The 22,761-nt window shown below is 66.6% G+C and carries 21 protein-coding genes; 10 read left to right on the top strand and 11 right to left on the bottom strand.

Annotation, left to right across the window (positions count from 1 at the left end; translation table 11 throughout):
* The first annotated feature begins 31 nt into the window (after window positions 1-31).
* The gene (gene ggt, locus D6C00_RS09470) at window positions 32-1,753 is read left to right on the top strand and encodes a gamma-glutamyltransferase (protein ID WP_125181498.1); all 1,722 of its coding nucleotides are present in this window, start codon (window positions 32-34) and stop codon (window positions 1,751-1,753) included.
* 181 nt (window positions 1,754-1,934) lie between these two features.
* Here the strand turns inward: ggt and mutM are convergent, their stop codons facing one another.
* Window positions 1,935-2,750, bottom strand: a complete 816-nt coding sequence (mutM, locus tag D6C00_RS09475) for a bifunctional DNA-formamidopyrimidine glycosylase/DNA-(apurinic or apyrimidinic site) lyase (protein ID WP_125181499.1) — start codon at window positions 2,748-2,750, stop codon at window positions 1,935-1,937.
* A 130-nt stretch (window positions 2,751-2,880) separates the two neighbouring features.
* Between mutM and D6C00_RS09480 the strand changes: the two genes are divergently transcribed.
* The gene (locus tag D6C00_RS09480; protein ID WP_125181500.1) at window positions 2,881-4,287 is read left to right on the top strand and encodes a dihydrolipoyl dehydrogenase; all 1,407 of its coding nucleotides are present in this window, start codon (window positions 2,881-2,883) and stop codon (window positions 4,285-4,287) included.
* 144 nt (window positions 4,288-4,431) lie between these two features.
* Here the strand turns inward: D6C00_RS09480 and D6C00_RS09485 are convergent, their stop codons facing one another.
* The 4 genes from D6C00_RS09485 to D6C00_RS09500 are packed head-to-tail and all read right to left on the bottom strand — an operon-like array spanning window position 4,432 to window position 8,376.
* A complete protein-coding gene (locus D6C00_RS09485) occupies window positions 4,432-5,292 on the bottom strand; it encodes a DUF4340 domain-containing protein (protein WP_125181501.1) in 861 nt (286 codons plus the stop codon).
* On the bottom strand, window positions 5,292-6,665 hold the full coding sequence (locus D6C00_RS09490; RefSeq protein WP_125181502.1) for a GldG family protein: 1,374 nt from the start codon (window positions 6,663-6,665) through the stop codon (window positions 5,292-5,294). Before D6C00_RS09490 ends, D6C00_RS09485 begins: the two co-directional genes overlap by 1 nt.
* A 17-nt stretch (window positions 6,666-6,682) precedes the next feature.
* A complete protein-coding gene (locus tag D6C00_RS09495) occupies window positions 6,683-7,438 on the bottom strand; it encodes an ABC transporter permease subunit (RefSeq protein ID WP_125181503.1) in 756 nt (251 codons plus the stop codon).
* Window positions 7,435-8,376, bottom strand: coding sequence for an ABC transporter ATP-binding protein (locus D6C00_RS09500; protein WP_125181504.1), 942 nt, complete (start codon window positions 8,374-8,376; stop codon window positions 7,435-7,437). Before D6C00_RS09500 ends, D6C00_RS09495 begins: the two co-directional genes overlap by 4 nt.
* 110 nt (window positions 8,377-8,486) lie before the next feature.
* On the opposite strand from D6C00_RS09500, the gene D6C00_RS09505 reads away from it, so the two are divergent.
* On the top strand, window positions 8,487-10,454 hold the full coding sequence (locus D6C00_RS09505) for a hydantoinase/oxoprolinase family protein (protein WP_125181505.1): 1,968 nt from the start codon (window positions 8,487-8,489) through the stop codon (window positions 10,452-10,454).
* A 51-nt stretch (window positions 10,455-10,505) separates the two neighbouring features.
* Here D6C00_RS09505 and D6C00_RS09510 read toward each other — a convergent pair whose 3' ends face one another.
* A complete protein-coding gene (locus tag D6C00_RS09510; protein WP_125181506.1) occupies window positions 10,506-11,720 on the bottom strand; it encodes an EAL and HDOD domain-containing protein in 1,215 nt (404 codons plus the stop codon).
* 153 nt (window positions 11,721-11,873) lie between these two features.
* On the opposite strand from D6C00_RS09510, the gene D6C00_RS09515 reads away from it, so the two are divergent.
* Window positions 11,874-13,079 carry a DesA family fatty acid desaturase gene (locus D6C00_RS09515; RefSeq protein WP_125181507.1) on the top strand — a complete coding sequence of 402 codons (1,206 nt, stop codon included), beginning with the start codon at window positions 11,874-11,876 and terminating at the stop codon, window positions 13,077-13,079.
* A 277-nt stretch (window positions 13,080-13,356) separates the two neighbouring features.
* On the opposite strand, the gene rpmG is transcribed toward D6C00_RS09515, so the two are convergent.
* The 3 genes from rpmG to radC form a co-directional block, all read right to left on the bottom strand.
* Window positions 13,357-13,524: a 50S ribosomal protein L33 gene (gene rpmG, locus D6C00_RS09520; RefSeq protein ID WP_125181508.1), complete on the bottom strand. Its 168-nt coding sequence runs from the start codon at window positions 13,522-13,524 to the stop codon at window positions 13,357-13,359.
* Between the two features lie 10 nt (window positions 13,525-13,534).
* Window positions 13,535-13,771 carry a 50S ribosomal protein L28 gene (gene rpmB, locus D6C00_RS09525; RefSeq protein WP_125181509.1) on the bottom strand — a complete coding sequence of 79 codons (237 nt, stop codon included), beginning with the start codon at window positions 13,769-13,771 and terminating at the stop codon, window positions 13,535-13,537.
* A gap of 148 nt (window positions 13,772-13,919) precedes the next feature.
* Window positions 13,920-14,594, bottom strand: coding sequence for a RadC family protein (radC, locus tag D6C00_RS09530; protein ID WP_125181510.1), 675 nt, complete (start codon window positions 14,592-14,594; stop codon window positions 13,920-13,922).
* A gap of 139 nt (window positions 14,595-14,733) precedes the next feature.
* Between radC and coaBC the strand changes: the two genes are divergently transcribed.
* The 5 genes from coaBC to argB all read left to right on the top strand — a co-directional run bounded on the left by coaBC (window position 14,734) and on the right by argB (window position 20,105).
* On the top strand, window positions 14,734-15,990 hold the full coding sequence (coaBC, locus tag D6C00_RS09535) for a bifunctional phosphopantothenoylcysteine decarboxylase/phosphopantothenate--cysteine ligase CoaBC (RefSeq protein ID WP_125181511.1): 1,257 nt from the start codon (window positions 14,734-14,736) through the stop codon (window positions 15,988-15,990).
* On the top strand, window positions 15,956-16,414 hold the full coding sequence (dut, locus tag D6C00_RS09540; protein ID WP_125181512.1) for a dUTP diphosphatase: 459 nt from the start codon (window positions 15,956-15,958) through the stop codon (window positions 16,412-16,414). The genes coaBC and dut overlap by 35 nt, the downstream gene beginning before the upstream one ends.
* Window positions 16,415-16,592: 178 nt before the next feature.
* A complete protein-coding gene (locus tag D6C00_RS09545) occupies window positions 16,593-17,012 on the top strand; it encodes a hypothetical protein (protein ID WP_125181513.1) in 420 nt (139 codons plus the stop codon).
* 2 nt (window positions 17,013-17,014) lie between these two features.
* Window positions 17,015-19,039 carry a phosphomannomutase/phosphoglucomutase gene (locus tag D6C00_RS09550; protein WP_125181514.1) on the top strand — a complete coding sequence of 675 codons (2,025 nt, stop codon included), beginning with the start codon at window positions 17,015-17,017 and terminating at the stop codon, window positions 19,037-19,039.
* Between the two features lie 172 nt (window positions 19,040-19,211).
* The gene (argB, locus tag D6C00_RS09555; protein WP_125181515.1) at window positions 19,212-20,105 is read left to right on the top strand and encodes an acetylglutamate kinase; all 894 of its coding nucleotides are present in this window, start codon (window positions 19,212-19,214) and stop codon (window positions 20,103-20,105) included.
* Between the two features lie 200 nt (window positions 20,106-20,305).
* Here argB and D6C00_RS09560 read toward each other — a convergent pair whose 3' ends face one another.
* Window positions 20,306-20,986, bottom strand: a complete 681-nt coding sequence (locus tag D6C00_RS09560; RefSeq protein ID WP_125181516.1) for a DUF4124 domain-containing protein — start codon at window positions 20,984-20,986, stop codon at window positions 20,306-20,308.
* Window positions 20,987-21,122: 136 nt separating this feature from the next.
* On the opposite strand from D6C00_RS09560, the gene D6C00_RS09565 reads away from it, so the two are divergent.
* A complete protein-coding gene (locus D6C00_RS09565; protein WP_177433211.1) occupies window positions 21,123-21,881 on the top strand; it encodes a sulfite exporter TauE/SafE family protein in 759 nt (252 codons plus the stop codon).
* Window positions 21,882-22,055: 174 nt separating this feature from the next.
* Here the strand turns inward: D6C00_RS09565 and pyrE are convergent, their stop codons facing one another.
* Window positions 22,056-22,697: an orotate phosphoribosyltransferase gene (gene pyrE, locus D6C00_RS09570; RefSeq protein WP_125181517.1), complete on the bottom strand. Its 642-nt coding sequence runs from the start codon at window positions 22,695-22,697 to the stop codon at window positions 22,056-22,058.
* Between the last annotated feature and the right edge of the window lie 64 nt (window positions 22,698-22,761).

Here is a 22,761-nt window from a genome sequence, read left to right on the forward strand (position 1 = left end):
GGGTGTATCCTGCCACGAGATGAAGCCGCCCATGCCATTCAAGCCACTCCACCCCCTGCCTTTCCTGTTCGCCGCCCTGCTGCCGGCCATCGGACCCTGCCAGATCGCACTGGCCGGTGAACATTCGCCCGCCGCGGCCATTGCCGCTGCCCATCCGCTGGCCACCGAGGCCGGGTTCGAGATCCTGGCCGCGGGCGGTAACGCCTTCGATGCAGCGGTGGCGGTCAGCGCCGCGCTGGCCGTGGTAGAGCCCTACAGTTCGGGGATCGGTGGTGGCGGTTTCTGGCTGCTGCACACGGCGGAGGCCGGGCGCGACATCATGGTCGACGGCCGCGAGCGGGCGCCGCTGGCGGCGCACCGGGATATGTATCTTGATGACGCGGGCAATGTCATTCCCGGTGCCTCCATGAACGGACCGCTGGCGGCGGGCATCCCGGGCGAACCGGCCGCGCTGGCGCATCTGGCGGAGAACTACGGCCGCCTGCCGCTGGGAAGGAGTCTGGCGCCGGCCTTACGTCTGGCGCGCGAGGGCTTCGCGGTGGATGCCCATTACCGCCGCATGGCGGCGTTCCGGCGGGATGTGTTGCGCGAATCCGCTGCTGCCGGGCGCATCTTCCTGCGCGACGGCGAGGTGCCCGCGGAAGGATCGGTGATTCGTCAGCCGGAACTGGCCGCGACGCTGCAGCTCCTGGCCGACCGCGGGCGGGAGGGCTTCTACGCGGGCGAGACAGGCCGCAAACTGGTCGAAGGCGTGCGCGCCGCCGGCGGCATCTGGACACTGGAGGGCCTGGAGAGCTACCGGGTGGTCGAGCGCGAACCGGTGCGCGGCGAATACCACGGCGTGCGTATCACCAGTGCCGCGCCGCCGTCCTCCGGCGGCATCGCGCTGGTGACTATGCTCAACATCCTGGAAGGCTATGAGCTGCGCACGCTGGGCGAGGTCGAGCGGGTGCATCTGATCGTTGAAGCCATGCGCCGTGCCTACCGCGACCGTTCGATCTACCTGGGCGATACCGACTTCGTCGAGGTGCCGGTGGCCATGCTCACCAGTGCCCATTACGCTGCCGGCCTGCGCAACGGCATCCGCCGTGACCGGGCCACCTCGAGCGCCGCCCTGCCCGGCGGCGAGGCCCGGCCGGCGGGCAGTCACACCACCCATTTCTCCATCCTGGACAGCGAGGGCAACCGGGTCGCGGCTACCCTCAGCATCAACTATCCCTTCGGTTCAGGCTTCGTGGTGCCGGGCACCGGCGTGCTGCTCAACGACGAAATGGACGACTTCTCTGCCAAGCCGGGCGTGCCCAACGCCTACGGTCTGGTCGGGGCCGAGGCCAATGCGATCGAGCCGGGCAAGCGTATGCTCTCCAGCATGTCGCCGACCTTCGTCGAGACCGCTGACCGCGTCGGTATCCTGGGTACGCCAGGCGGCAGCCGCATCATCACCATGGTGTTGCACGGCATTCTGGGGTTCGCGGAAGGGCAGCCGCCGGAGAGATGGGTGAACGCGCCGCGCTATCACCACCAGTACCTGCCCGATGCCATCCAGTTCGAGCCGGAGGCTTTCGACGCCGACAGGCAGTTCCGCCTGGAGGCAATTGGGCATACGCTCGAGCCGTTGGAGGACACGTATGGCAACATGCAGGCGATTCTCTGGAACCGCACAACCGGCGAGGTGCAGGCGGCCAGTGATCCGCGCGGGATTGGAACGGCGCGGGTGAGGTCTGTTAAAAGCATCAATCGCAAAGGCGAATAAGGCGCGCAAAGGAAATATGATCACGAAAAAGATTCATTCCTCCCCCTCGACGGGGGAGGTCAGGAGGGGGTGGATCAATTCAGGCCACCCTCTCCCTGCCCATCCCATCAAGGAAGGGGAGAAGCATGGCCCCTTCGCGCGCCTTTGACGCCTTTGCGGTTTGATCCCTCCTGCAGGATATTCACCGCTGGCAGTGGCTGCAGTAATAGCTCGACCGCTGCCCGATCCGCTTCAGCCGCAGCGCCTCGCCGCAGCCCGGGCAGGGCTGGCCGGCGCGTTCATAGACCCGCAGCGACTGGCGGAAGTAGCCGGGTCGGCCGTCGCCGCCGGTGAAATCCCGCAGCGTGGTGCCGCCGACCCGGATGGACTGTTCCAGCACCGCCCTGATGGCCGCGGCCAGGCCCGCGTAACGTGCCCGGCTGATGCGTCCGGCCGGCCGGCCCGGATGAATGCCCGCGAGATACAGTGCTTCGTTGGAATAGATGTTCCCCACTCCCACCACCACATGGCTGTCCATGATGAAGGATTTCACCGCCGCCCGGCGGTCGCGTGACTGGGTGAACAGATAATCGCCGTCGAAGTCATCGGACAGGGGTTCCGGGCCGAGTTCGCGTAGCAGTCTGTGCCTCTCCGGCGGATGGGTGGTCCAGAGCAGGGCCCCGAAGCGGCGTGGATCGGTCAGGCGCAGGCATTGGCCGTCGTCCAGTTCCAGATCCAGGTGATCGTGTTTGCCCGGCGGGGTGGTGACAGGCAGGATGCGCAGCGCGCCCGACATCCCCAGGTGCAGGATCAGGGTGCCGGTGTCCAGTTCGATCAGCAGGTACTTGGCGCGACGCCGGACGGAATGGATGCGCTGTCCCGCCACGGTGGACTCCAGGCCGCGCGGCACCGGCCAGCGCAGCTGGCGCTGGCGCACGACCAGCCGGGCGATGCGCCGGCCGGTAAGATGCGGTTCGATCCCACGCCGGGTGGTCTCGACTTCGGGCAATTCAGGCATGGGATCGCGGGAATTTCGCCGGTATCGGTCAGAGACGTTAGAATACCAGCTTGCTATAAAGCGACAATATCACTCCCGGAAGGCCGGTGTTCTTCGCCTTTCCGGCACAACCAGTCACAAGGGCCAATCCATGACCAGACAAGTAGATGTTGCCATCCTCGGCGCCGGCAGCGCCGGTCTGTATGCCCTCGGCCAGGTGCGCAAGGCCACCGACAGCTGGGTGCTGATCGACGGCGGCGAGCTGGGCACCACCTGCGCCCGCGTCGGCTGTATGCCGTCCAAGGTTGCCATCCAGGTCGGTGAGGACATGCACCGGCGCAACATCTTCGACCGTGAGGGGATCGAGGGCGGCGAGCAGCTGATCCTCAACCAGGAAGATGCGATGGAGCATGTGCAGGACCTGCGCGATGTGTTCGTGGACAAGGTGCTCTCCACCAGCACCGACGAGATGAGCGAGGAGGAGTTCATCGAGGGCAATGCGCGCTTCGTCGAGCCCGGCGTGCTCGAAGTGAACGGCGAGCGGATCGAGGCGAAAAAGGTCGTCATCGCCACCGGCTCGACGCCGTTGGTGCCATCGGCCTGGGAATCCTTCCGCGACCGCATCCTGACCACCGACGAGTTCTTCGAGCAGGAGGCTCTGCCGGAGTCGGTCGCCGTCATCGGCCTGGGCGTGATCGGGCTGGAGCTGGGCCAGGCCCTGCACCGCTTCGGCGTGGATGTCACCGGCATCGACATGGCCGGGACCATCGGCGGTCTGGAGGATCCGGTTGCCCGCGATGTCGCCATCGAGATCATCGGCAGGGAGTTCCCGCTGTGGCTGGGAGAGAAAGCCGAGGTGAGCGAGGCCGGTGAGGGCAAACTCAAGGTCACGGCCGGCGACAACGAGGTGGAGGTCGACAGGCTGCTGGTGAGCATGGGCCGGGTGCCCAACGTGCGGGAACTCGGCCTGGATGCGCTGGGTGTGGAACTGAATGACAATGGTGTGCCGGTATTCGACCCGCACACCATGCAGGTCGGCGACCTGCCGGTATTCATTGCCGGGGATGTCACCGGCGACCGGCCCATCCTGCACGAGGCCGGCGACGAGGGCCGCATCGCGGGGTTCAACGCGGTGCAGGAGACACCGGTGGCCTTCGCCCGCAAGACGCCGCTCTCCATCACCTTCTGCGACCCCAACATCGTCACCGTCGGCCAGGGCTGGAGCGAACTGGATGAAGCCGCCATCGCTGTCGGTGAGGTGAAGATGGGCCTGTTGGGCCGGGCCATCATCATGGGCCGCAACCGCGGCGTGCTGCGGGTCTATGCCGACAAGCGTGATGGTCGCATCCTGGGCGCGACCTTCGTCGCCGCCCTGGCCGAGCATCTGGGGCATCTGCTGAGCTGGGCCATCGCTCAGGAACTGACCGTGTTCGATCTGCTCAAGCTGCCCTTCTATCACCCGACCATGGAAGAGGGGCTGCAGGCGGCGCTGTATGATCTCAAGGGCAGGTTCGATGTGGAGTTCGATCACCCGGTCGAGTTGCGACCGCTGAAATAGCCTTTTGACCTCGTCCAGGGCTGACCACCCTGTCATTGCGAGCGAAGCGCGGCAATCTCGTTATGCAGTCTCAGCTGTTGCGAGATTGCCGCGGCGCTATGCGCCTCGCAATGACAGGGTAATTTGCGTGTTTCCATTGCCAGCCTACGGTTCGGCGCCAGCCTCATCTTCTATGGCACCCAGCTCCAGCAACCCCCCGGCCTGCTGTGTCCCCAGGTGATATTCCAGCCCCAGGTCCTGCCGCACCAGCACGAAGTCCGACTCGCTGCGACGGATGCCGAAACGGATCCGCTCCCCGCCGGCCAGCGTTACCTCAACCTCATTGCGGGTGTCTCCGCCGCTGTCCTCTCTTACCCATAAGGCCCGTGCCGAGCGCCAGGCATCGACCAGCTGCTGTAATTCATCGGCCGAAACGCCGGGGCGTGCCGGGCTGATATCCCAGCCGCCGGTTCCGGTGCGCATCAGCGTGAACTCCGGCAGTACCAGCTGTTCGAGTTCGGCATCCTCCGGCAGCAGACGCCGGCTGACCAGGTCGGTGGCGCTGGCCGTGAGCAGGTTCGGTACCCGGTCCTGGATCAGGTGGACCTGATCGCCGTACTGCACATAGCGCAGGTCCTGCAGGGGTTCGGTGTTCCCCAGGCGGATCTCGGTATTGTCGTAATGCAATGCGGCGCGGGGCGGGTCCAGGCCGATGTCGGCGGGGTCGATCTCCGCCAGCGGATAGCGGCGTTCGGACCGGGCCTGCAGCAGATCCAGCAGGATTCCGGTCTGGAACGCGTCGGCGCGCAGGTCCGGCTCCCGCAGTCGCCACCCGCCGTCGCTGCGCACCAGCTCGATGCGGCCGCGGGCGTTGTCGATGCGGATGCTCTGAACCTGTGCCGGATCGAGGCCGATCAGGGGCATGTCGGCCGGCGCCTCGGTACCGGGGCGCAGGTAGGCCAGTGTCGCCAGGCCGGCGACCAGCAGCAGCAATACGACATTGATGAGGGATCGGGGGCCGGGCATCAGCGTTTGCGTCGGCGCAGCCAGATGACCAGGCCGGCGACCAGCAGCAGCGCCGGGAGCACGAACAGGAAGCCGAAGCCGATCACGGCCTGGGCGCCGCGGCCCAGTTCCAGCGACTGGTCCGGGGCCGCACGCGGGTGGATGGCGATGAAGCTGTCATCGTGACTGAGCCAGTCGATCAGGTTCAGGCCCAGATCCAGGTTGGCGACATTGCCGACGAAGCTGTTGGAGAGAAAATCCCCGTCGCCCATCACCACCACGCGCTGATCGCGGGTCTCGGCTTCTCCGGTCCCGGCGTCGGTGTCCAGGCTGCGGGTCAGGGCATAGGCGAGATCCAGCGGGCCGGCGCGTTCGTCACTGCCCTCGTCGAACCCGATCCGGCCTTCCAGCGCATCCAGTTCCGTCCAGGTGCTGTCCATGCTGGAAAGCAGGGGGTCGACCTGCCAGGTCTCGGTCTCGATGAACTGCAGTGCCTGGGCGTGCGGAAACAGGGTCATGGCCTGCAGCTCGCGGGTGACGGGGTGCGGGGTGTAGGCGGTGACCAGCACCACGTCCGGGCTCTCGATGCCGAACAGCTGGGTGCTGGCATCGACGATCACGCCGGGCAGGAACTCCACGCCCAGGTATTCGGCCACGCTGGCCATGCCGCCGGTCTCGCCCGGGTCGGCCAGCCACAGCAGGTTGCCGCCGGCCTCCAGGTATTCGCGCACCAGCTTCACCTCGCCCTGCAGCAGATCCAGCTGCGGGCTGGCGATGACCAGTACGCTGAGGTTGTCCGGCACCGTGCGCGTCTCGGCCAGATTGAGGGTCTGCACCTTCAGTCCCTTGCGCTCCAGTTCGGCGCCGAAACGGCCCAGGTCGTGATTGGCCTGGCCGTGCGGGTCGCGCTCGCCGTGGCCGGTGAGAAAGCCGATCCAGCGCTCGCCCTGACGGGCCACCCGCAGGATGGCGTTGCTGATGGCCTGCTCGGTGTGTTCCTGCACCCGTTCGCTGCGACCCTGATAGGCGATGCGCAGTTCGCCTTCCATGCTTACGCCCAGCTCACGGGTGCGTTCGGGGGCGCGGTCCGGGTTGACGAACTCGAGCGTGACATCGGGGCTGATCCGCTGGTAGCGGTTGATCAGTTCCCGGATCTGCTCGCGCAGCGGTCCCTGGTCCCGGACGAAGGCGGTGATCGTCAGTGGCGCGTCCAGGCCCTCGAGCAGGCGGACGCTGTCCGCCGACAGGCTGTTGCGGGCGCCATAGGTCCAGTCGGCCTGCAGCCGGTACTGGGTGCTGAGCCAGGCCAGCAGCCCGACGGCAATCAGCAGCAGCAGGGTGAACAGGTAACGCTGCAGGCGCAGGTTGCGTTTGGTCTTCCTGGTAACGTCCATAAATCCGCAGTCCGTTCTTAGTGCGGCAACCGCCGGGCATCCAGGCGCTGCACGGTCAGCACCAGGAATGTGAAGATGAACAGCAGGTAATAGATGACATCGCTGGAGTCGAACAGCCCCTTGAGCAGGGATTCGTAGTGACGCACCAGCGACAGGTAGCGGAACAGCTCGCTGACCCCGGCCCCGGAATTGCCGGCCCAGTCGATGATCCACAGCAGCAGCAGCAGACCGAAGCTGCTTACCGCGGCCACGGTCGGCTGATCGGTCAGACTGGACATGAACAGGCCTGCGGCAGTGAAGGCGGCCAGCAGCAGGCCCAGGCCCAGCAGGCCGCTGGCCAGTTTGCCGGTGTCCAGCTCGGTGCCGACCATGAGCGAGAGCGGCATCAGGCTGATCATGCCCAACAGGATGAGAAAGAAGCCCAGCAGCCCGAGATACTTGCCCAGCACGATTTCGGTCATGGACAGGGGAGAGGACATCAGCAGGTTGAGGGTGCGGCTGCGGCTTTCCTCGCTCAGGGTGCGCATGGTGATCAGCGGCGCGATGAGCAGCAGGATCACGCCGGTGTTGCCCAGCAGCGGCGTGATGACGATGTCGGTCACGCCGGGCGCGTTGGCCCGGCCGGCCAGCTGCGGGGCGTAGGTCATGAACAGGTCGATCTGCGACAGGAACAGATAGGCCAGCAGCAGCTGCACTACGCCCAGGATCGACCAGGCCATGGGCGAGAGAAACAGGCTTCTCAGCTCGCGTGAGGCGATGGTCAGGATCATCAGGCGGCCTCCTCGGCGGCGTCCCGGCTGGTCAGTTCGACGAAGATCTGTTCCAGGGTGCGGCGTTCGGGGATCAACTCCAACAGGCCCCAGCCTGCGTTCACGGCCCGCTCGGTCAGCGCTTCGGCCGGGTTGTCGCCGGTATAGCGCAGCCGGAAGCGGCCATCCCCCAGTTCGGTGACTTCCTCCACGCCCGCGAACTGCTGCAGCGCCTCGATGGCAGGCGGCTGGCGGAAGGCGACGATACAGGCCTGGGCCTGCAGGTGCGATTCCAGCCCCTGCATGCTGTCGGCGAACACCAGCCGGCCGCGGTGGATGATCTGGACCCGGTTACAGGTGCCCTGGACCTCGGGCAGGATGTGGGTGGAGAGGATGATGCCGTGGCTCTCGCCCAGCTCGCGGATCAGACCGCGGATCTCGCGGATCTGGATGGGATCCAGCCCCACGGTGGGTTCGTCCAGGATCACCACCGCCGGATTGTGCAGGATGGCCTGGGCGATGCCCACGCGCTGCTGGTAGCCCTTGGACAGGTTGGCGATCAGGCGCCGGCGTACCTCGTTCAGCCCGCAGCGCGAGCGGGACCGCTCCACGGCGGCGCGCACCTCGCGGCCGGCCACCCTGCGCAGACGGGCGCAGTAAGTGAGGTATTCATCCACCGTCAGCTCGCGGTACAGCGGTGGCTGCTCCGGCAGGTAGCCCAGCTCGCGCTTGGCGCGTTTGGGATGGTCCAGCAGGTCGATGCCCTGGACCCGGATGGTGCCGGCACTGGGCGCGAGCGTGCCGGTCAGCATCTGCATGGTGGTGGACTTGCCGGCGCCGTTGGGGCCGAGAAAACCCAGCACGTCGCCCTTGGCCAGCTCGAAGCTGACATCCCGCACGGCGCAGATCGGGCCGTAGTAACGGTGCAGGTGTTCGGCCTGGATGAGGATTTCCCTGTTCATTTCTTTTAATATCCCGGGCTTGTTGCCTGACCGCTTAATTGTAGGCGAACCCGCGGTGACGGTCAGTCTGAATCTCGGTCAGGCGGATATTCGAGACGTTCATCATACTCATGTCAATACGGATAGGCATCGACACCGGTGGCACCTTCACCGACTTCGTCGTCCTGGACGGACAGGGCGTGCGGGTGCACAAGGTGCTTTCCACACCCGCTGCCCCCGAGCGCGCCATCCTGCAGGGCCTGCGCGAGCTGGGGCTGCTGGGGGTCCGGGGGCTCAGCCTGGTGCACGGCTCGACCGTGGCCACCAACGCGGTGCTGGAAGGCAAGGGGGTGAAGACCCTCTACATCACCAACCACGGCCTGGGCGACGTGCTGGCCATCGGCCGTCAGGCCCGGGTCGAGCTCTACAACCTGCAGCCCGAACCGGTTGAGCCGCCGCTGCCGCCCGAGCACTGCCTGGAGACCGGCGGTCGGCGCGACGCGCAGGGCAATGTCATCGAGCCCCTGACCGAGGACGGCCTGGCCGCCCTGTGCCGGGAGGTCGAACGCCTGCAGCCGCGCGCCGTGGCCATCAACCTGTTGTTCGCCTTTCTTGACGGCGAGGACGAACGCCGCATCGCCGCCGCCCTGCCGGAGGAGCTGTTTGTCGCCTGTTCCAGCGAGGTGCTGCCCGAGGTCCGTGAATACGAACGCGGCATGGCGACCTTCCTCAATGCCCATGTCGGCCCCCTGGTGGAAGGCTACCTGCAGCGGCTGAAGGCCGGCGTGGCCCCGGCGCCGGTGGCGGTGATGCAGAGCGCCGGCGGACTGGTGGCCGCCGAGCAGGCCGCCCGCCACGGCGTGCACCTCCTGCTCTCGGGGCCGGCCGGCGGGCTGAAGGGCGCGGGCTTCGTCGGCCGGCTGGCCGGCTGTGAGCGGCTGCTGAGCTTCGACATGGGCGGCACCTCCACCGACGTGGCCCTGATCGACGGCGAGCCACGCCTGACCACCGAGGGCCGCATCGGTCGCTACCCGGTGGCCGTGCCCATGGTGGACATGCACACCATCGGTGCCGGCGGCGGCTCCATCGTCCGGGTCGATGCCGGCGGCCTGCTGCTGGTGGGGCCGGAGTCGGCCGGTGCCGATCCCGGCCCGGCCTGTTACGGCCATGGCGGGATCGAGCCCACGGTCACCGACGCCAACCTGGTGCTGGGCCGGCTGCGACCCGAGGCCTTTCTGGACGGCGGCATGCGGCTGGATGCGCAGGCCGCCGGCGCGGCCGTGCAGCGGGTGGCCGGACCGCTGGGACTGGCGGTCGAGACCGCGGCCGAAGGCATCGTGCGGGTGGCCAACGAACACATGGCCCGTGCCCTGCGGGTGATTTCGGTGCAGCGCGGGCTGGATCCGCGCGACTATGTGCTGACCTCCTTCGGCGGGGCCGGCGGCCTGCATGTGTGCGCACTGGCCGACGCCCTGGGCATGCGCCGGGCGCTGGTGCCGGTGCAGGCCGGCGTGCTGTCGGCGCTGGGCATGTTGAGTGCGCCGCCGGCCCGGCAACTGTCACGGGCCTGGCCGGCCCGGTTGGAGGAATGCGCGACCGCGCAGCTCGAGGCGACCCTGGACGAGCTGGCCGCGCAGGGAACGGCGGAACTGGTGGCTGAAGGGATACCGCGGGAGCGGCTGCAGCGGCGCGCCTCACTGGATCTCTGTTATGAGGGGCAGTCCTTCGTGCTGAACCTGCCCTGGCAGGGCATCAGTGCCACCGCGGCGGCCTTCCACGCCGCTCACGAGGCGCGCTACGGCCATCGCCTGTCGCGGCCGGTGGCGCTGGTCAATCTGCGCCTGGAACTGAGCGGCGCGGCACCTGAACCGGCCCTGCCCGAACGCGAACCCGGCCAGGCCGCGCCCGAGGCGCGGGTGGCGATGCCCGGCCTGGATACGGAGGTGTCCGTCTATTCCCGGGCCGCGCTCGGCGCCGGCCAGATCCTGGCAGGGCCCGCCCTGGTGACCGAGACCGTGGCCACCACCTGGCTGGCGCCGGGCTGGGCCTGCGAGGTCGACCGCTGGGGCAATCTGCTGCTGGAGAACGGGCAGCGGTGATGGGGAACGCAGGGGCATAAACGTCGTTGCGCCCTCTGCGTTACCACCACCTCAGTTCGTGGTCCCCAACAGCAGCTCGGTGGTCTCGTCGGCCCAGCGGGCCGCCTCGACATAGGCCTCGGTGATCTCGGCCGGTGCCAGGCCGCGGAAGCGGGCTTCATCCCAGCGGGTGCGTTCGTAGGCCAGCACACAGTGCAATGCCTCGCCGATGCTGCCTTCGTGGTGCAGCAGCGCCGCCTTGAGCGGATCCGGCAGGGACAAGGCGGCGAGGATCTGGTCCAGCGGCATGCCCAGCAGCGCCTCCAGGGCCGAGAACAGGCCGGCGGTGAAGCAGACCTCCGGGTCGGGTCCACCGGCCTTCTCCGCAAGCAGCTGGCACATCCGTGCCCGCAGCATGGCGATGGTCATCAGGTCGTCGGGCTTGTCTTCCACCCCGCAGAAGACCAGCAGCGTGGCCCAAGTCTTGATGGTGCGGTGGCCCAGATAGACCAACGCCTGGTGGATGGAGTCGACCCTGCGCGGGAGGGAAAAGAAGGCCGAATTGATATAGCGCAGCAGCTTGTGGCTCAGGCCCGGTTCCCGGGCGATCAGGCTCTCCAGTTCCGCCGCGCTGGCCTCGGGCTGCTGCAACTGCGCCAGCAACCGGACTGTGGCCAGGCCGCTGGCCGGTACCGCCTGACCGGAGATGACCTGGGGGCGGGACAGGAAGTAACCCTGGAAGTAGTCGAAGCCCAGCGCGCGGCACTGATTAAACTGCTCCGGGGTCTCGACCTTTTCGGCCAGCAGCCGGGCGGGATAGCCTCGCAGCTGTTCCAGGTGGGATTCCAGCTCTCCGGCGGGGATGGCCATCAGGTCTATCTTGATGATATCGGCATGCTCGATCAGCGGGCGCAGCTTGTCATGGTAGATGAAGTCGTCCAGGGCCAGGGTGTGGCCGGATCGGCGCAGCTCGCGTACCGCCTCGATCACGGCCGCATCGGGCTCGATGTCCTCCAGCACCTCCAGCACGACGCGGTCCCGGGGGAAGGGCAGCTGCCACTCCCCGGTCAGGTAGGCGCGGGTCAGGTTGATGAAGGCCCGGTGCCGGCCGACCAGTTTCTCCAGTCCGAATTCGAGAAAGGCATTGTTGATGACCCGGGAGGTGGCATGATCGCCGTCGGCGAACATCGCCGCGTTCTCCAGCCCGCTGCGGAACAGTAACTCATAGGCATAGACATTGAGGTTACGGTCATAGATGGGCTGGCGACCGATGAATATGTCCTGCATGTGTGGGGTCCTGGAATGACGTGCCGGCGTGCCTCCCTGCGGGGTTGCGCCGCGCAGAGGCCTGCGGATGTATTCGTTTCAGCAAACCCGGCTCAGGCGTGCTACAGTTGATTCCACCCTTCTTGTATTGTCTGAAAGAGTCATTAGATATCCATGTTCGACCCGATTCTATCCCTGATCAGCAGCGGGCTTGTTGATCTGCCCTGGTGGGGCCTGGTGCTCGCTGTCCTGGGCCTGACCCATATTACCATTGTCAGCGTCACTGTCTTCCTGCATCGCCACCAGGCCCACCGGGCCCTGGACCTGCACCCGGCGGTGAGCCACTTCTTCCGCTTCTGGCTGTGGCTGACCACCGCCATGGTCACCGCCGAATGGGTCGCCATCCACCGCAAACATCACGCCAAGTGCGAGACCGCCGACGACCCGCACAGCCCGAATACCCGGGGCATCGGCACGGTCCTGTGGCGCGGCGCCGAACTGTACCGGACCGAGGCCGAAAACCCCGAGACCCTGGCCCGGTTCAGTCAGGGCACGCCCGACGACTTCCTGGAACGGCACCTGTATCGCCGGCGCCCGGTGCTGGGTGTCAGCCTCATGTTGCTGATTGATCTCGCATTGTTCGGTGTCATCGGTCTGACGGTGTGGGCGGTGCAAATGCTCTGGATTCCTTTCTGGGCGGCCGGCGTGATCAACGGCCTGGGCCACTGGTGGGGCTATCGCAATTTCGAAAGCGCCGACCTGTCCACCAATATCGTGCCGCTGGGCCTGATCATCGGCGGCGAGGAATTGCACAATAACCACCACGCCTTTCCCGGCTCGGCCCGTCTGTCGTCGCGGTGGTGGGAATTCGATATCGGCTGGTTCTACATCCGCCTGCTGGAGACCCTGGGCCTGGCCCGGGTCAACCGGACGGCACCCATCCCCTGCCTCGATCCGGCCAAACAGGTCCCGGACGTGGACACGGTGCGGGCCCTGGTGCGCAACCGCCTGTACGTGATGTCGGACTATGCCCGCCAGGTCATCCTGCCGGTGCTGCGAGAGGAATGGCGCTGCACTGACCGCTCCTGCCGCCGTCTGCTGCGGCGTGCCCGCAAGACCCTGGTGCGTAACGAGACCCTGCTGGATGCGCGCAGCGAGTCGCTGTTGCAGCGGGTACTTGCCGAGCGCCAGCGGCTGCGGGTGGTCTATGACTTCAAGCGCCGCCTGACCGACCTCTGGGCGCAACGGCCCACCAGCCACGAGCAGATGCTGGTCGCGCTGCAGGATTGGTGCGCCCAGGCCGAGGCCACCGGTATCCAGGCGTTGCAGCAGTTCGCGCGGCGCCTGCGCTGCTACAGCCTGCCGCAGCAGCCGGTCTGACTTGCATCGCGCCATACATCAAAGCCAAAGACTAAAGTCGCCGGCCGGGAGACGGGTGTCGGCCGCATGGGTGAGGCGGAATCCGCAAGAGGTCGCGTGGACCTCGCGCTGAGGTTTGCCAACCCCGGTCCCGCGCAGCGGGCGGCCGTCACGTCTACAGGGATGCATTCACGGCGGCCCGTCTCCCGGCCGGCGGCTTTGGCTGCATTGAGCTTATTGATCCAACAAAAAAACCCGGCACTGCCGGGCTTTTTGCTGGATGCGATGGCGGGAAGCGTTACTTGATCTTGGCTTCCTTGTAGGCCACGTGCTTGCGCACCACCGGATCGTACTTCTTGAATTCAAGCTTGTTGGGTGTGTTGCGCTTGTTCTTGGTGGTCGTGTAGAAATGACCGGTCCCGGCGCTGGACACCAGCTTGATCTTTTCGCGGATTGCCTTGGCCATGCTTGCCTCCTCAGACCCGTTCGCCGCGGGCGCGGATTTCGGACAGGACGGTCTCGATGCCCTTCTTGTCGATGATGCGCATGCCCTTGCCGGAGACGCGCAGCCTTACCCAGCGCTGCTCGCTCTCCACCCAGAAACGATGGGTGTGCAGATTCGGCAGAAAGCGCCGCTTGGTCTTGTTGTTGGCGTGGGAGACGTTGTTGCCCGTAACCGGACGCTTTCCCGTGACCTGGCATACTCTGGACATGGCTGAAACCCTTAAACAGTGTTCAATTCGGCGGAGCCGCCGAGAAGAGCCGCGCATTATGTCAGAAGCCCGCCGGCGGGGCAAGCGCCGGGCGGCGGCGGCCGCAGGTCCCGGGAGGCGGTCCGGTGCTTCTTCCCAACCTGTTGATTTACAAGAGGCCGCGCTCAGCCAGGGAGACAGTCTCGCCGGCCCCGATGACCAGGTGGTCCAGCACCCGGATCTCCACCAGAGCCAGGGCCTCCTTCAGCCGGCGGGTGAGCAGCTGGTCGGCCTGACTGGGCTCGGCCACGCCGGAGGGATGGTTGTGGGCCAGGATCACGGCGGCGGCATTGTGGGCCAGCGCGGCCTTGACCACCTCGCGCGGGTGGACCGCCGCGCTGTTCAGGGTGCCGCGGAACAGCTCCTCGCATTCGATCACGGCGTGGCGGTTGTCCAGAAACAGGCAGGCGAAAACCTCGTGCGGGTGATGGCTCAGGCGGGCATGCAGGTAACGGCGGGTATCATCGGGGTTGCTCAACACGCTGCCGCGCCTGAGCCGGTCCAGGTAATGGCGCCGGGCCATCTCCAGGGCGGCCTGCAGCTGCACGTACTTGGCCGGCCCCAGACCGGGGGCGGTATCCAGCGAGCGGGCATCCAGGGCGAGCAGGCCGCGCAGCCCGCCGTGGTCGTGGAGCAGGTCGCGTGCCAGGGCCACGGCGTCCCTGCCCGGCACGCCGGTGCGCAGAAAGATGGCCAGCAGCTCGGCGTCCGACAGGGACGCGGCCCCCTGGCGCAGCAGTTTTTCCCGCGGCCGTTCCTGCGCCGGCCAGTCCCGGATTGTCATGGTCAACCTCCGTGTCGACAGTGTAAGGCGGCGTATCATACCCGGCGGGCCCGGACCGGGCCAGTCCGCGCCCGGCGTGGCGGCGCCTGTCCATATGGAATGTGGCCTTGTCGGGCCCGGGAGCTGTAAACTCTCCATCATGCAGTCGCTTACCGCAAAACGCATCCTGCTCGGAGTGAGCGGGGGCATCGCCGCCTACAAGAGCGCCGAACTGGTGCGCGGCCTGCGCGCGGCCGGGGCCGAGGTGCGGGTGGTGATGACCGCCGGCGCCCGGCGTTTCATCACGCCGCTGACCCTGCAGGCCCTGTCCGGCCAGCCGGTGCGCACCGAATTGTTCGACGCCGAGGCCGAGGCCGGCATGGACCATATCGAACTGGCGCGTTGGGCCGATGCCGTGCTGGTGGCCCCGGCCAGCGCCGATCTGCTCGCCCGGCTGGCCCAGGGCCGGGCCGACGATCTGCTCGCCACCCTGTGCCTGGCCACCCGGGCGCCGCTGCTGCTGGCCCCGGCCATGAACCAGGCCATGTGGAGTCACCCGGCCACCGTTGCCAATGTCCGCCTGCTGGCCGGGCGCGGCGTCCGGCTGCTGGGACCGGAGACGGGTGAGCAGGCCTGCGGCGAGACGGGCCCGGGCCGGATGCGTGAACCGCAGGACCTGATCACGGATCTGGCCGGCAGTTTCGAAACCGGCAGCCTGGCCGGCTGCCGGGTGCTGGTCACGGCCGGGCCCACCCGTGAAGCCATCGATCCGGTGCGGTTCGTCAGCAACCGCAGCTCCGGGCGGATGGGCTATGCCGTGGCCGCCGCCGCCCGTGAGGCCGGCGCCCGGGTGACCCTGGTCAGCGGGCCGGTGGCGCTGGACGGTCCAGCGGGAATCGAGCGGGTGATGGTGGAGACCGCGGAGGAGATGCGCGTGGCGGTGCAGGCGCATCTGACCGGGTGCGACATCTTCATCGGCGCGGCGGCCGTGGCCGATTACCGCCCGGCGCAGGCCGCAGCGCAGAAACTCAAAAAGCACAATGCGACCCTGTCGCTGGATCTGGTCCGCAATCCCGATATTCTGGCCGAGGTGGCGCGCGCCCATCCGCGGCCCTTTACGGTGGGTTTCGCCGCCGAGACCGAGGACCTGGACGCCAATGCCCGCACCAAGCGGATGCAGAAATCGCTGGATATGATCGCGGCCAACCGGGTCGGGCCGGGTCAGGGCTTTGATGTCGGGGACAATGCCCTGACCCTGTACTGGGAGGGCGGCTCCGAGTCCCTGCCGCACCAGTCCAAGACCCGGCTGGCACGGGAATTGATTGCCAGAATCGCACAACGGTTTCACGACGCGCCGCCATCCGACAACACAAAGGCATCCCATGCACAGAAAGGTTCAGCTCAAGGTTCTGGATGACCGCCTGGGTCATGAATTCCCTCTTCCCGATTACGCCACCGACGGCGCGGCCGGCATGGACCTGCGGGCCTGCGTGGACGCGACCCTGACCGTAGCGCCGGGCGAGACGGTCCTGATTCCGACCGGCATCGCCATCCACATGGAACAGACGGATCTGGCCGCAGTGCTGTTGCCGCGTTCAGGGCTGGGGCACAAACACGGTATTGTGCTGGGCAACCTGGTCGGACTGATCGACTCGGACTATCAGGGGCAGGTATTCGTCTCCTGCTGGAACCGGGGGTCGGCGTCTTTTACCATCGAACCGGGGGACCGTATCGCGCAGATGGTGTTCGTACCGGTGGCGCGGGCGGAATTCGAAGTGGTCAGCGAGTTCGATGCAAGCCAGCGCGGGGCCGGCGGGTTCGGGCATACCGGCCGCCAGTGACAGGTTCTGAGACGATTGACCTGGATAACTAACACGAGGTTGTACCGATAATGGGATTCAAGCTGTCCAGGCCCGGGGCGGGGGCAAACCGGCAAAGAAAAGCGGTGGCGGCAAGGGGGGCGGGGCCCGGCGCAGAGGCAGCGGGATCGGCCTCACCCAGCTGGGACTGATCGCCGGCGTGCTGGGCGCGCTTGTCATTCTCGGCATCAGTGGCTATGTGCGCTATCAGGCCAACCTGGAGATCGAGGCCAGCCGCAGCCGGGAAGTGACCATGATGGCGGACAATGTCGCTGACCGCCTGGCCATCTTTATCAGCCGGCGCGAAGCGAAAATGGCCTCCCTGGTGCAGGAGCCCGCCCTGGTGCGTGCCCTGCTCGACCGGGACGAACAGGCACTGCGGGATCAGGAGGCGAGGATCCGGCAGCTGTTCCCGGAGGCCAGCGGTGTCAACCTGCTGCCTCCGGGGCTCGACGAGGTCGACCTGGAGACCAGTCCTCCCATCAGTTATGCCGCCCTCGATCTGCTGCGTCAGGCCGAGACCCGCGACCCCGCCGCCGGCCGAGGTGCACCTGTTCAACAACCCGGGGGCAGCATCTGAACATGGTGCGGCGGGTTCTGGATGCGGACGGGCGCCGGATCATCGGCCATCTGATGCTGGGTTTTCCACTGCAGACACTGAGCCAGGCGCTGGAGGGCGCGCACCTCGGTCAGGGGTACGGTGAGGTGCAGCAGGTCAGTGGTGGACAACCCCTGGTGATCGCCCGGCAGGGGCGCGAGGCCTTTCGTGTCGGCGCGCCGGCCGTGGAACTGCCGGTGGCGGGCAGCCGTCTGCAGGTCGCCTACTGGACGCCGCCCATGGATATGCGCGGCAGCTGGAACAGTGTGCTGATGCTGGGCGGCGGCGGTGCCCTGGTCCTGATCCTGGTGATCCATCTGCTGCTGCGGTTGTTCTCCCGGGCCCTGCAGCAGGATCAGGTGACCCTGCTGGGCGCGGTGCGCGATGCGCGCGAGGGCCGGCTGCAGTCGGGCTATGATCTGCATGCGCGCGAGTGCCACGGCCTGCTGGACGGACTGCGGTCCCTGGCCGAGTCGGGCGCCCTGCGCGGCAGTGCCGGCATCGAGCGCATGTCGGCGGCCATGGGCGGCGCCGCCCCGGCTTCGGGCGGTATCGAGGTCGAGGAAGAGGCGCCGCCGGATCTGACCGTGCTCGACGACAGTGCGCTGGAGGCAGGGCCGCTGAAGGTCAGCCGGGTCAATGCCGATCCGAGCATCTTCCGCGCCTATGACATCCGCGGCATCGTCGGTGAAACGCTCAGTCCCGATGTGGTGCATGAACTCGGCCGCGCCATCGGCTCCCAGGCCCTGGGCCTGGGCGAGCGCAGTATCGTGGTCGGCCGCGACGGCCGTGACACCAGCGAGGAGCTGGCCGAGGCCCTGATCCGCGGCCTGCGCGCCACCGGTATCGACGTCAAGGACATCGGTCAGGGGCCCTCGCCGCTGGTCTATTTCGCCACCCACTACCTGGACAGCAATTCCGGCGTGGTCGTCACCGGCAGCCACAATCCGCCCGAGTACAACGGCCTGAAGGTGGTCATCGCCGGCCAGACCCTGTCGGGCGAGGCCATCCAGGCCCTGCGCCAGCGCGTCGAGCAGCAGGACTATGCCAGCGGTCGGGGCGGGCTGGAAGCGGTCGATGTCGCCGGCGACTACCTGGAGCGGATCCGCTCCGACGTCCAGCTGGCCAAATCGCTGAAGGTGGTGATCGACTGCGGCAACGGCGTGGCCGGGGCGCTGGCGCCGGGGCTGTTCGAATCCCTGGGCTGCGAGGTCATTCCGCTGTACTGCGAGGTCGACGGCAGCTTCCCCAACCATCATCCCGACCCCAGCCGGCCGGAAAATCTCGCAGACCTGATCCAGTCAGTGCGCGACAACCGGGCCGACCTGGGCCTGGCCTTCGACGGCGACGGCGACCGCCTGGGCGTGGTCGACTCGGCCGGCAACATCATCTGGCCGGACCGGCTGATGATGCTGCTCGGCATGGACGTGCTCAGCCGTAACCCCGGCGGCGAGATCATCTATGACGTCAAGTGCTCCCGCCACCTGGGCAGGATAATCCGCGACTTCGGTGGCGTGCCCGAGATGTGGAAGACGGGCCATTCGCTGATCAAGGCGCGGATGAAGGAGACCGGCGCCCTGCTGGCCGGCGAGATGAGCGGACACATCTTCTTCCAGGAGCGCTGGTACGGCTTCGACGATGCCCTCTACGCCGGCGCGCGCCTGCTCGAGATCCTGGCCAACGATCATCGCGAGACCAGCGCGGTGTTCGCGGTGCTGCCGCAGAGTGTCAGCACGCCCGAGCTCAATGTGTGCATGGAGGAGGGCCGCCCGACGGCCTTCATGGAGCAGCTGCAGGCCGCTGCCGGTTTCCCCGACGGTGAGGTCTACACCATCGACGGCCTGCGGGTGGAGTTCGCCGACGGCTGGGGACTGGTGCGCGCCTCCAACACCACGCCCTGCCTGGTGCTGCGCTTCGAGGCCGACGACGAGCTGGCGTTGTCGCGTATCCAGGAACAGTTCCGCAATGCCATGCTGGCGGTCGAGCCGGGGCTGCAGCTGCCGTTCTGAGGCATAGGCCTCGTGGATGGTTTTCCGTCATTCCGGCGCAGGCCGGAATCCATAAGCCGCAGCGGTTTCTGGATCCCGGCCTGCGCCGGGATGACGAGTGGATATGTCAGGCTTATGATTAAGCCACGACAATCAAATGCCGTTTGAGTTAACAACAAGGCTTCATCGACCCATGTCACTAACCGCCGACAAAGCCCGCAACGTGGCCCGCGTACTCAGCGAGGCCATGCCCTACATCCAGCGTTTCCGCGGCAGGACCGTGGTGATCAAGTACGGCGGCAACGCCATGACCGATGCGGCCCTGAAACAGGGGTTCGCGCGCGACATCGTCATGATGAAGCTGGTGGGTATCAATCCGGTGGTGGTGCACGGCGGCGGCCCGCAGATCGGCCGGCTGCTGGAGCGCATCGGCAAGGAGACGCACTTTGTGCAGGGCATGCGGGTGACCGACGCCGAGACCATGGACGTGGTGGAGATGGTGCTCGGCGGCCTGGTCAACAAGGACATCGTCAATCTCATCAACCAGCACGGCGGCATGGCGGTGGGCCTGACCGGCAAGGACGGCGACCTGATCCGGGCCCGCAAGCTGACCCTGGAGCAGGGCAGGGAGGATGTCGACGAACCCGAGATCATCGATCTGGGTCATGTCGGCGAGGTCGCCAGCGTGGACGCCTCGGTGGTGAACATGCTGGTCTCGGGCAACTTCATCCCGGTGATCGCACCCATCGGCGTGGGCGAGGACGGGCATTCCTACAACATCAACGCCGACCTGGTCGCCGGCAAGGTGGCCGAGGTGCTCGAGGCAGAGAAGCTGATCCTGCTGACCAATACGCCGGGCCTGCTGGACAAACAGGATCGACTGCTGACCGGCCTGACGGCGCACCAGGTCGATGAGCTGATCGCCGACGGTACCATCCACGGCGGCATGCTGCCCAAGATCCGCTGCGCCCTGGACGCGGTCAAGGGCGGCGTGCGCGCCGCGCACATCATTGATGGCCGCGTCGAGCATGCGGTGCTGGTGGAGATCTTCACCGACGAGGGTGTCGGTACCCTGATCCGAGCGTAGCGGTTAAACATATTAAACCGCGAAGGCGAATAAGGCGCGCGAAGGGAACTGATTTATTAAGACGCAAGTGATGCTCTGAAACAGTTACGGCGCTGCTTCGCGTCCTGTGACGAAGGCTTGGGCATTATGTTTGCCTTCGTGCGCCTTCTTCGCCTTTGCGGTCCAAGGCTTTTGGAGGTGTCTTCAGGGAGCCGCCGTCGTTACCGCCGTTGCACCGCCTCCTCGGGCGATTTGTTCTGCATGGACCTGAGTTCGCGGAAGCGGCGGATATCGGCCTCGAACTGGCGGCGGATGGCCTCCTGCTCCTGCTGTTTGGACTCGATGAAGCGCTCGTAGCGTTCGATCCGCTCGCGGTTCCCGGCGATGCGCTCGTCCAGATCCCCGGGCACGGCGCGGCCGGCGCGTTCCAGGTTGGCCGCGCGGCGGGTGTCTTCCTCGATCGCCTGCTCGAGCTTGTCGATCCGGCCCCGGGTGATGCCGATCACGCTTTCGATGGCGGCGATCTTGCCGTCCCGGGTCATGATCATGTCGTCCTCGGTGGTGAAGGTCGACAGCAGCATGCGGTCATGGGCGCGCTGCCTGGCCTTCTGGCGTTCCTCCTCGCGGCGGATCTCCTCCAGCCGGCGTTCCTCGGCGATCTGCTCGGGGGTCTTGGCCGCCTCCAGGGTATCCACCTGCACGCCCTGGTCATTGAGCACCTTGCGCTCCTGTTTCGAGTGCTGCGGCGGCACCTTGTCGCCGTAATGCACATTGCCCTCCTCATCCACCCACTTGTACAGGCGCGCGGATTCGGCCTGCAGCGGCAGCAGCGCGAGCATCAGGGCAAGCAGGAGCCATCCCGGGATGGAGTGGCCATTGAGGGTCGGTGTGAATCGCTGCATGATCGTCGACTACCTTGTATGATGATTTTCGCTGGCGGCCGCATGCGGCCGTTGTTCCGTCTTCGGGCCGCGATTGGAGCAGACTTCATCCTAGTCGTCCGGATCCCGGTCCGCAATCAGGCTCAAGAGTACCCGGGTGGAGTTGGCAGACCAGATCATCCTGTTCGTGATCGCCCTGATCGCGAATCTCTTTTCCGCCTTCTCCGGCGGCGGCGCCGGCCTGATCCAGCTGCCCGTGCTGATCTTTCTGGGACTGCCGTTCGCGATCGCGCTGGCCACGCACAAAGTCGCCAGTGTTGCCCTTGGTATCGGCGCCACGGTAAGGCACTTGAGAGAGGGCGGTCTGGAGCGGCGCTTCGTGCTGCTGCTGCTGCTGGCCGGCCTGCCGGGCGTGCTGGTCGGGGCCAGCCTGATCCTGCGGGTGGAGGACCGGCTGGCCGAAATCGCTCTGGGCGCACTCACCATCTCGCTCGGGGTGTATTCCGTTCTCAAGCCCAGGCTGGGGCTGGAGCTGGAGGCACGACACCGGGATACCCGGGGCCATGTGGCGGGCGGGCTGGGGCTGTTCCTGATCGGGGTGCTGAACGGCTCGCTGACCTCGGGCACGGGCCTGTTCGTCACCCTCTGGCTGATCGGCTGGTTCGGTCTGGATTACCGCCGGGCGGTGGCCCTGACCCTGGTGCTGGTCGGGGTGTTCTGGAACGGGGCCGGGGCGCTGACCCTGGGGCTGCTCGGTACCATCCACTGGGCCTGGCTGCCGGCCCTGATCCTGGGCTCGCTGATCGGCGGTTACCTGGGGGCGCACCTGTCCATCGTCAAGGGTAACCGCTGGATCAAGCGGGTCTATGAAATCATCACCATCCTGGTCGGGCTGCAGTTGATCCTGAAGGGATAGTAAGCGAGGCTCAACCTGCGAAACCCGCCTCAGACCCGAATGGTACTTACTTTAGCGCGTCATCCCCGCGAAGGCGGGGATCCAGCGTTCATTTGCTCTTGCCAAGCACTGGATTCCCGCCTTCGCGGGAATGACGGATAGACTGAAATCCGGCTTATGTAAGTGCCATTCGCCTCAGACCCCGTACTCGGCCCGATAGGCCTCCACGGCGGGCAGGTGTTGCTGCAATTCAGGCTGGTCGCGCAGATAGTCGATGAGCTGCTCCAGGGCGACGATGCCGATGACGGGTACCCCGTACTCGGCCTCGATCTCCTGGATCGCCGAACGCTCGCCCCGGCCGCGTTCCTGGCGGTCCAGCGAGATCAGGATGCCGGCCGGTGTGGCACCGGCAGCAGCGATGATGTCGAAGGATTCACGTACCGCGGTGCCGGCGGTGATGACATCATCGACGATCAGCACCCGGCCCTGGAGCGGTGCGCCGACCAGGTTGCCGCCCTCGCCGTGATCCTTGGTCTCCTTGCGGTTGAAACACCAGGGCACGTCGCGGCCATGCCGGTCGGCCAGGGCGATGGCGGTGGCCGCGGCCAGCGGGATGCCCTTGTAGGCCGGTCCGAACAGCAGGTCGAACTCCACACCGGCCGTAACCGCGGCCTCAGCGTAGAAGCGCCCCAGCCGGGCCAGGAGGCCGCCGGTGTTGAACAGCCCCGCATTGAAGAAATAGGGGCTCCTGCGGCCGGACTTGAGGGTGAATTCGCCGAATTTGAGAACCTGGTTGTCGATGGCGAAGCGCAGGAAATCGTACTGATAGTCGTGCATGGGCGTATCCGTGGCTGAATTCACAAACGAGTCCGGTATCATACACGCCAGTACTGCAATCGTG

Source organism: Thiohalobacter thiocyanaticus, assembly GCF_003932505.1.
GTDB classification, from domain to species: Bacteria; Pseudomonadota; Gammaproteobacteria; order Thiohalobacterales; family Thiohalobacteraceae; genus Thiohalobacter; species Thiohalobacter thiocyanaticus.

Bases quoted from the DNA above. Each gene is read 5' to 3' on its own strand.
- ggt (WP_125181498.1), top strand. From the start codon at position 32: ATGCCATTCAAGCCACTCCACCCCCTGCCTTTCCTGTTCGCCGCCCTG.
- mutM (WP_125181499.1), bottom strand. From the start codon at position 2,750: ATGCCTGAATTGCCCGAAGTCGAGACCACCCGGCGTGGGATCGAACCG.
- D6C00_RS09480 (WP_125181500.1), top strand. From the start codon at position 2,881: ATGACCAGACAAGTAGATGTTGCCATCCTCGGCGCCGGCAGCGCCGGT.
- D6C00_RS09485 (WP_125181501.1), bottom strand. From the start codon at position 5,292: ATGCCCGGCCCCCGATCCCTCATCAATGTCGTATTGCTGCTGCTGGTC.
- D6C00_RS09490 (WP_125181502.1), bottom strand. From the start codon at position 6,665: ATGGACGTTACCAGGAAGACCAAACGCAACCTGCGCCTGCAGCGTTAC.
- D6C00_RS09500 (WP_125181504.1), bottom strand. From the start codon at position 8,376: ATGAACAGGGAAATCCTCATCCAGGCCGAACACCTGCACCGTTACTAC.
- D6C00_RS09505 (WP_125181505.1), top strand. From the start codon at position 8,487: ATGTCAATACGGATAGGCATCGACACCGGTGGCACCTTCACCGACTTC.
- D6C00_RS09510 (WP_125181506.1), bottom strand. From the start codon at position 11,720: ATGCAGGACATATTCATCGGTCGCCAGCCCATCTATGACCGTAACCTC.
- D6C00_RS09515 (WP_125181507.1), top strand. From the start codon at position 11,874: ATGTTCGACCCGATTCTATCCCTGATCAGCAGCGGGCTTGTTGATCTG.
- rpmG (WP_125181508.1), bottom strand. From the start codon at position 13,524: ATGGCCAAGGCAATCCGCGAAAAGATCAAGCTGGTGTCCAGCGCCGGG.
- rpmB (WP_125181509.1), bottom strand. From the start codon at position 13,771: ATGTCCAGAGTATGCCAGGTCACGGGAAAGCGTCCGGTTACGGGCAAC.
- radC (WP_125181510.1), bottom strand. From the start codon at position 14,594: ATGACAATCCGGGACTGGCCGGCGCAGGAACGGCCGCGGGAAAAACTG.
- coaBC (WP_125181511.1), top strand. From the start codon at position 14,734: ATGCAGTCGCTTACCGCAAAACGCATCCTGCTCGGAGTGAGCGGGGGC.
- dut (WP_125181512.1), top strand. From the start codon at position 15,956: ATGCACAGAAAGGTTCAGCTCAAGGTTCTGGATGACCGCCTGGGTCAT.
- D6C00_RS09550 (WP_125181514.1), top strand. From the start codon at position 17,015: ATGGTGCGGCGGGTTCTGGATGCGGACGGGCGCCGGATCATCGGCCAT.
- argB (WP_125181515.1), top strand. From the start codon at position 19,212: ATGTCACTAACCGCCGACAAAGCCCGCAACGTGGCCCGCGTACTCAGC.
- D6C00_RS09560 (WP_125181516.1), bottom strand. From the start codon at position 20,986: ATGCAGCGATTCACACCGACCCTCAATGGCCACTCCATCCCGGGATGG.
- pyrE (WP_125181517.1), bottom strand. From the start codon at position 22,697: ATGCACGACTATCAGTACGATTTCCTGCGCTTCGCCATCGACAACCAG.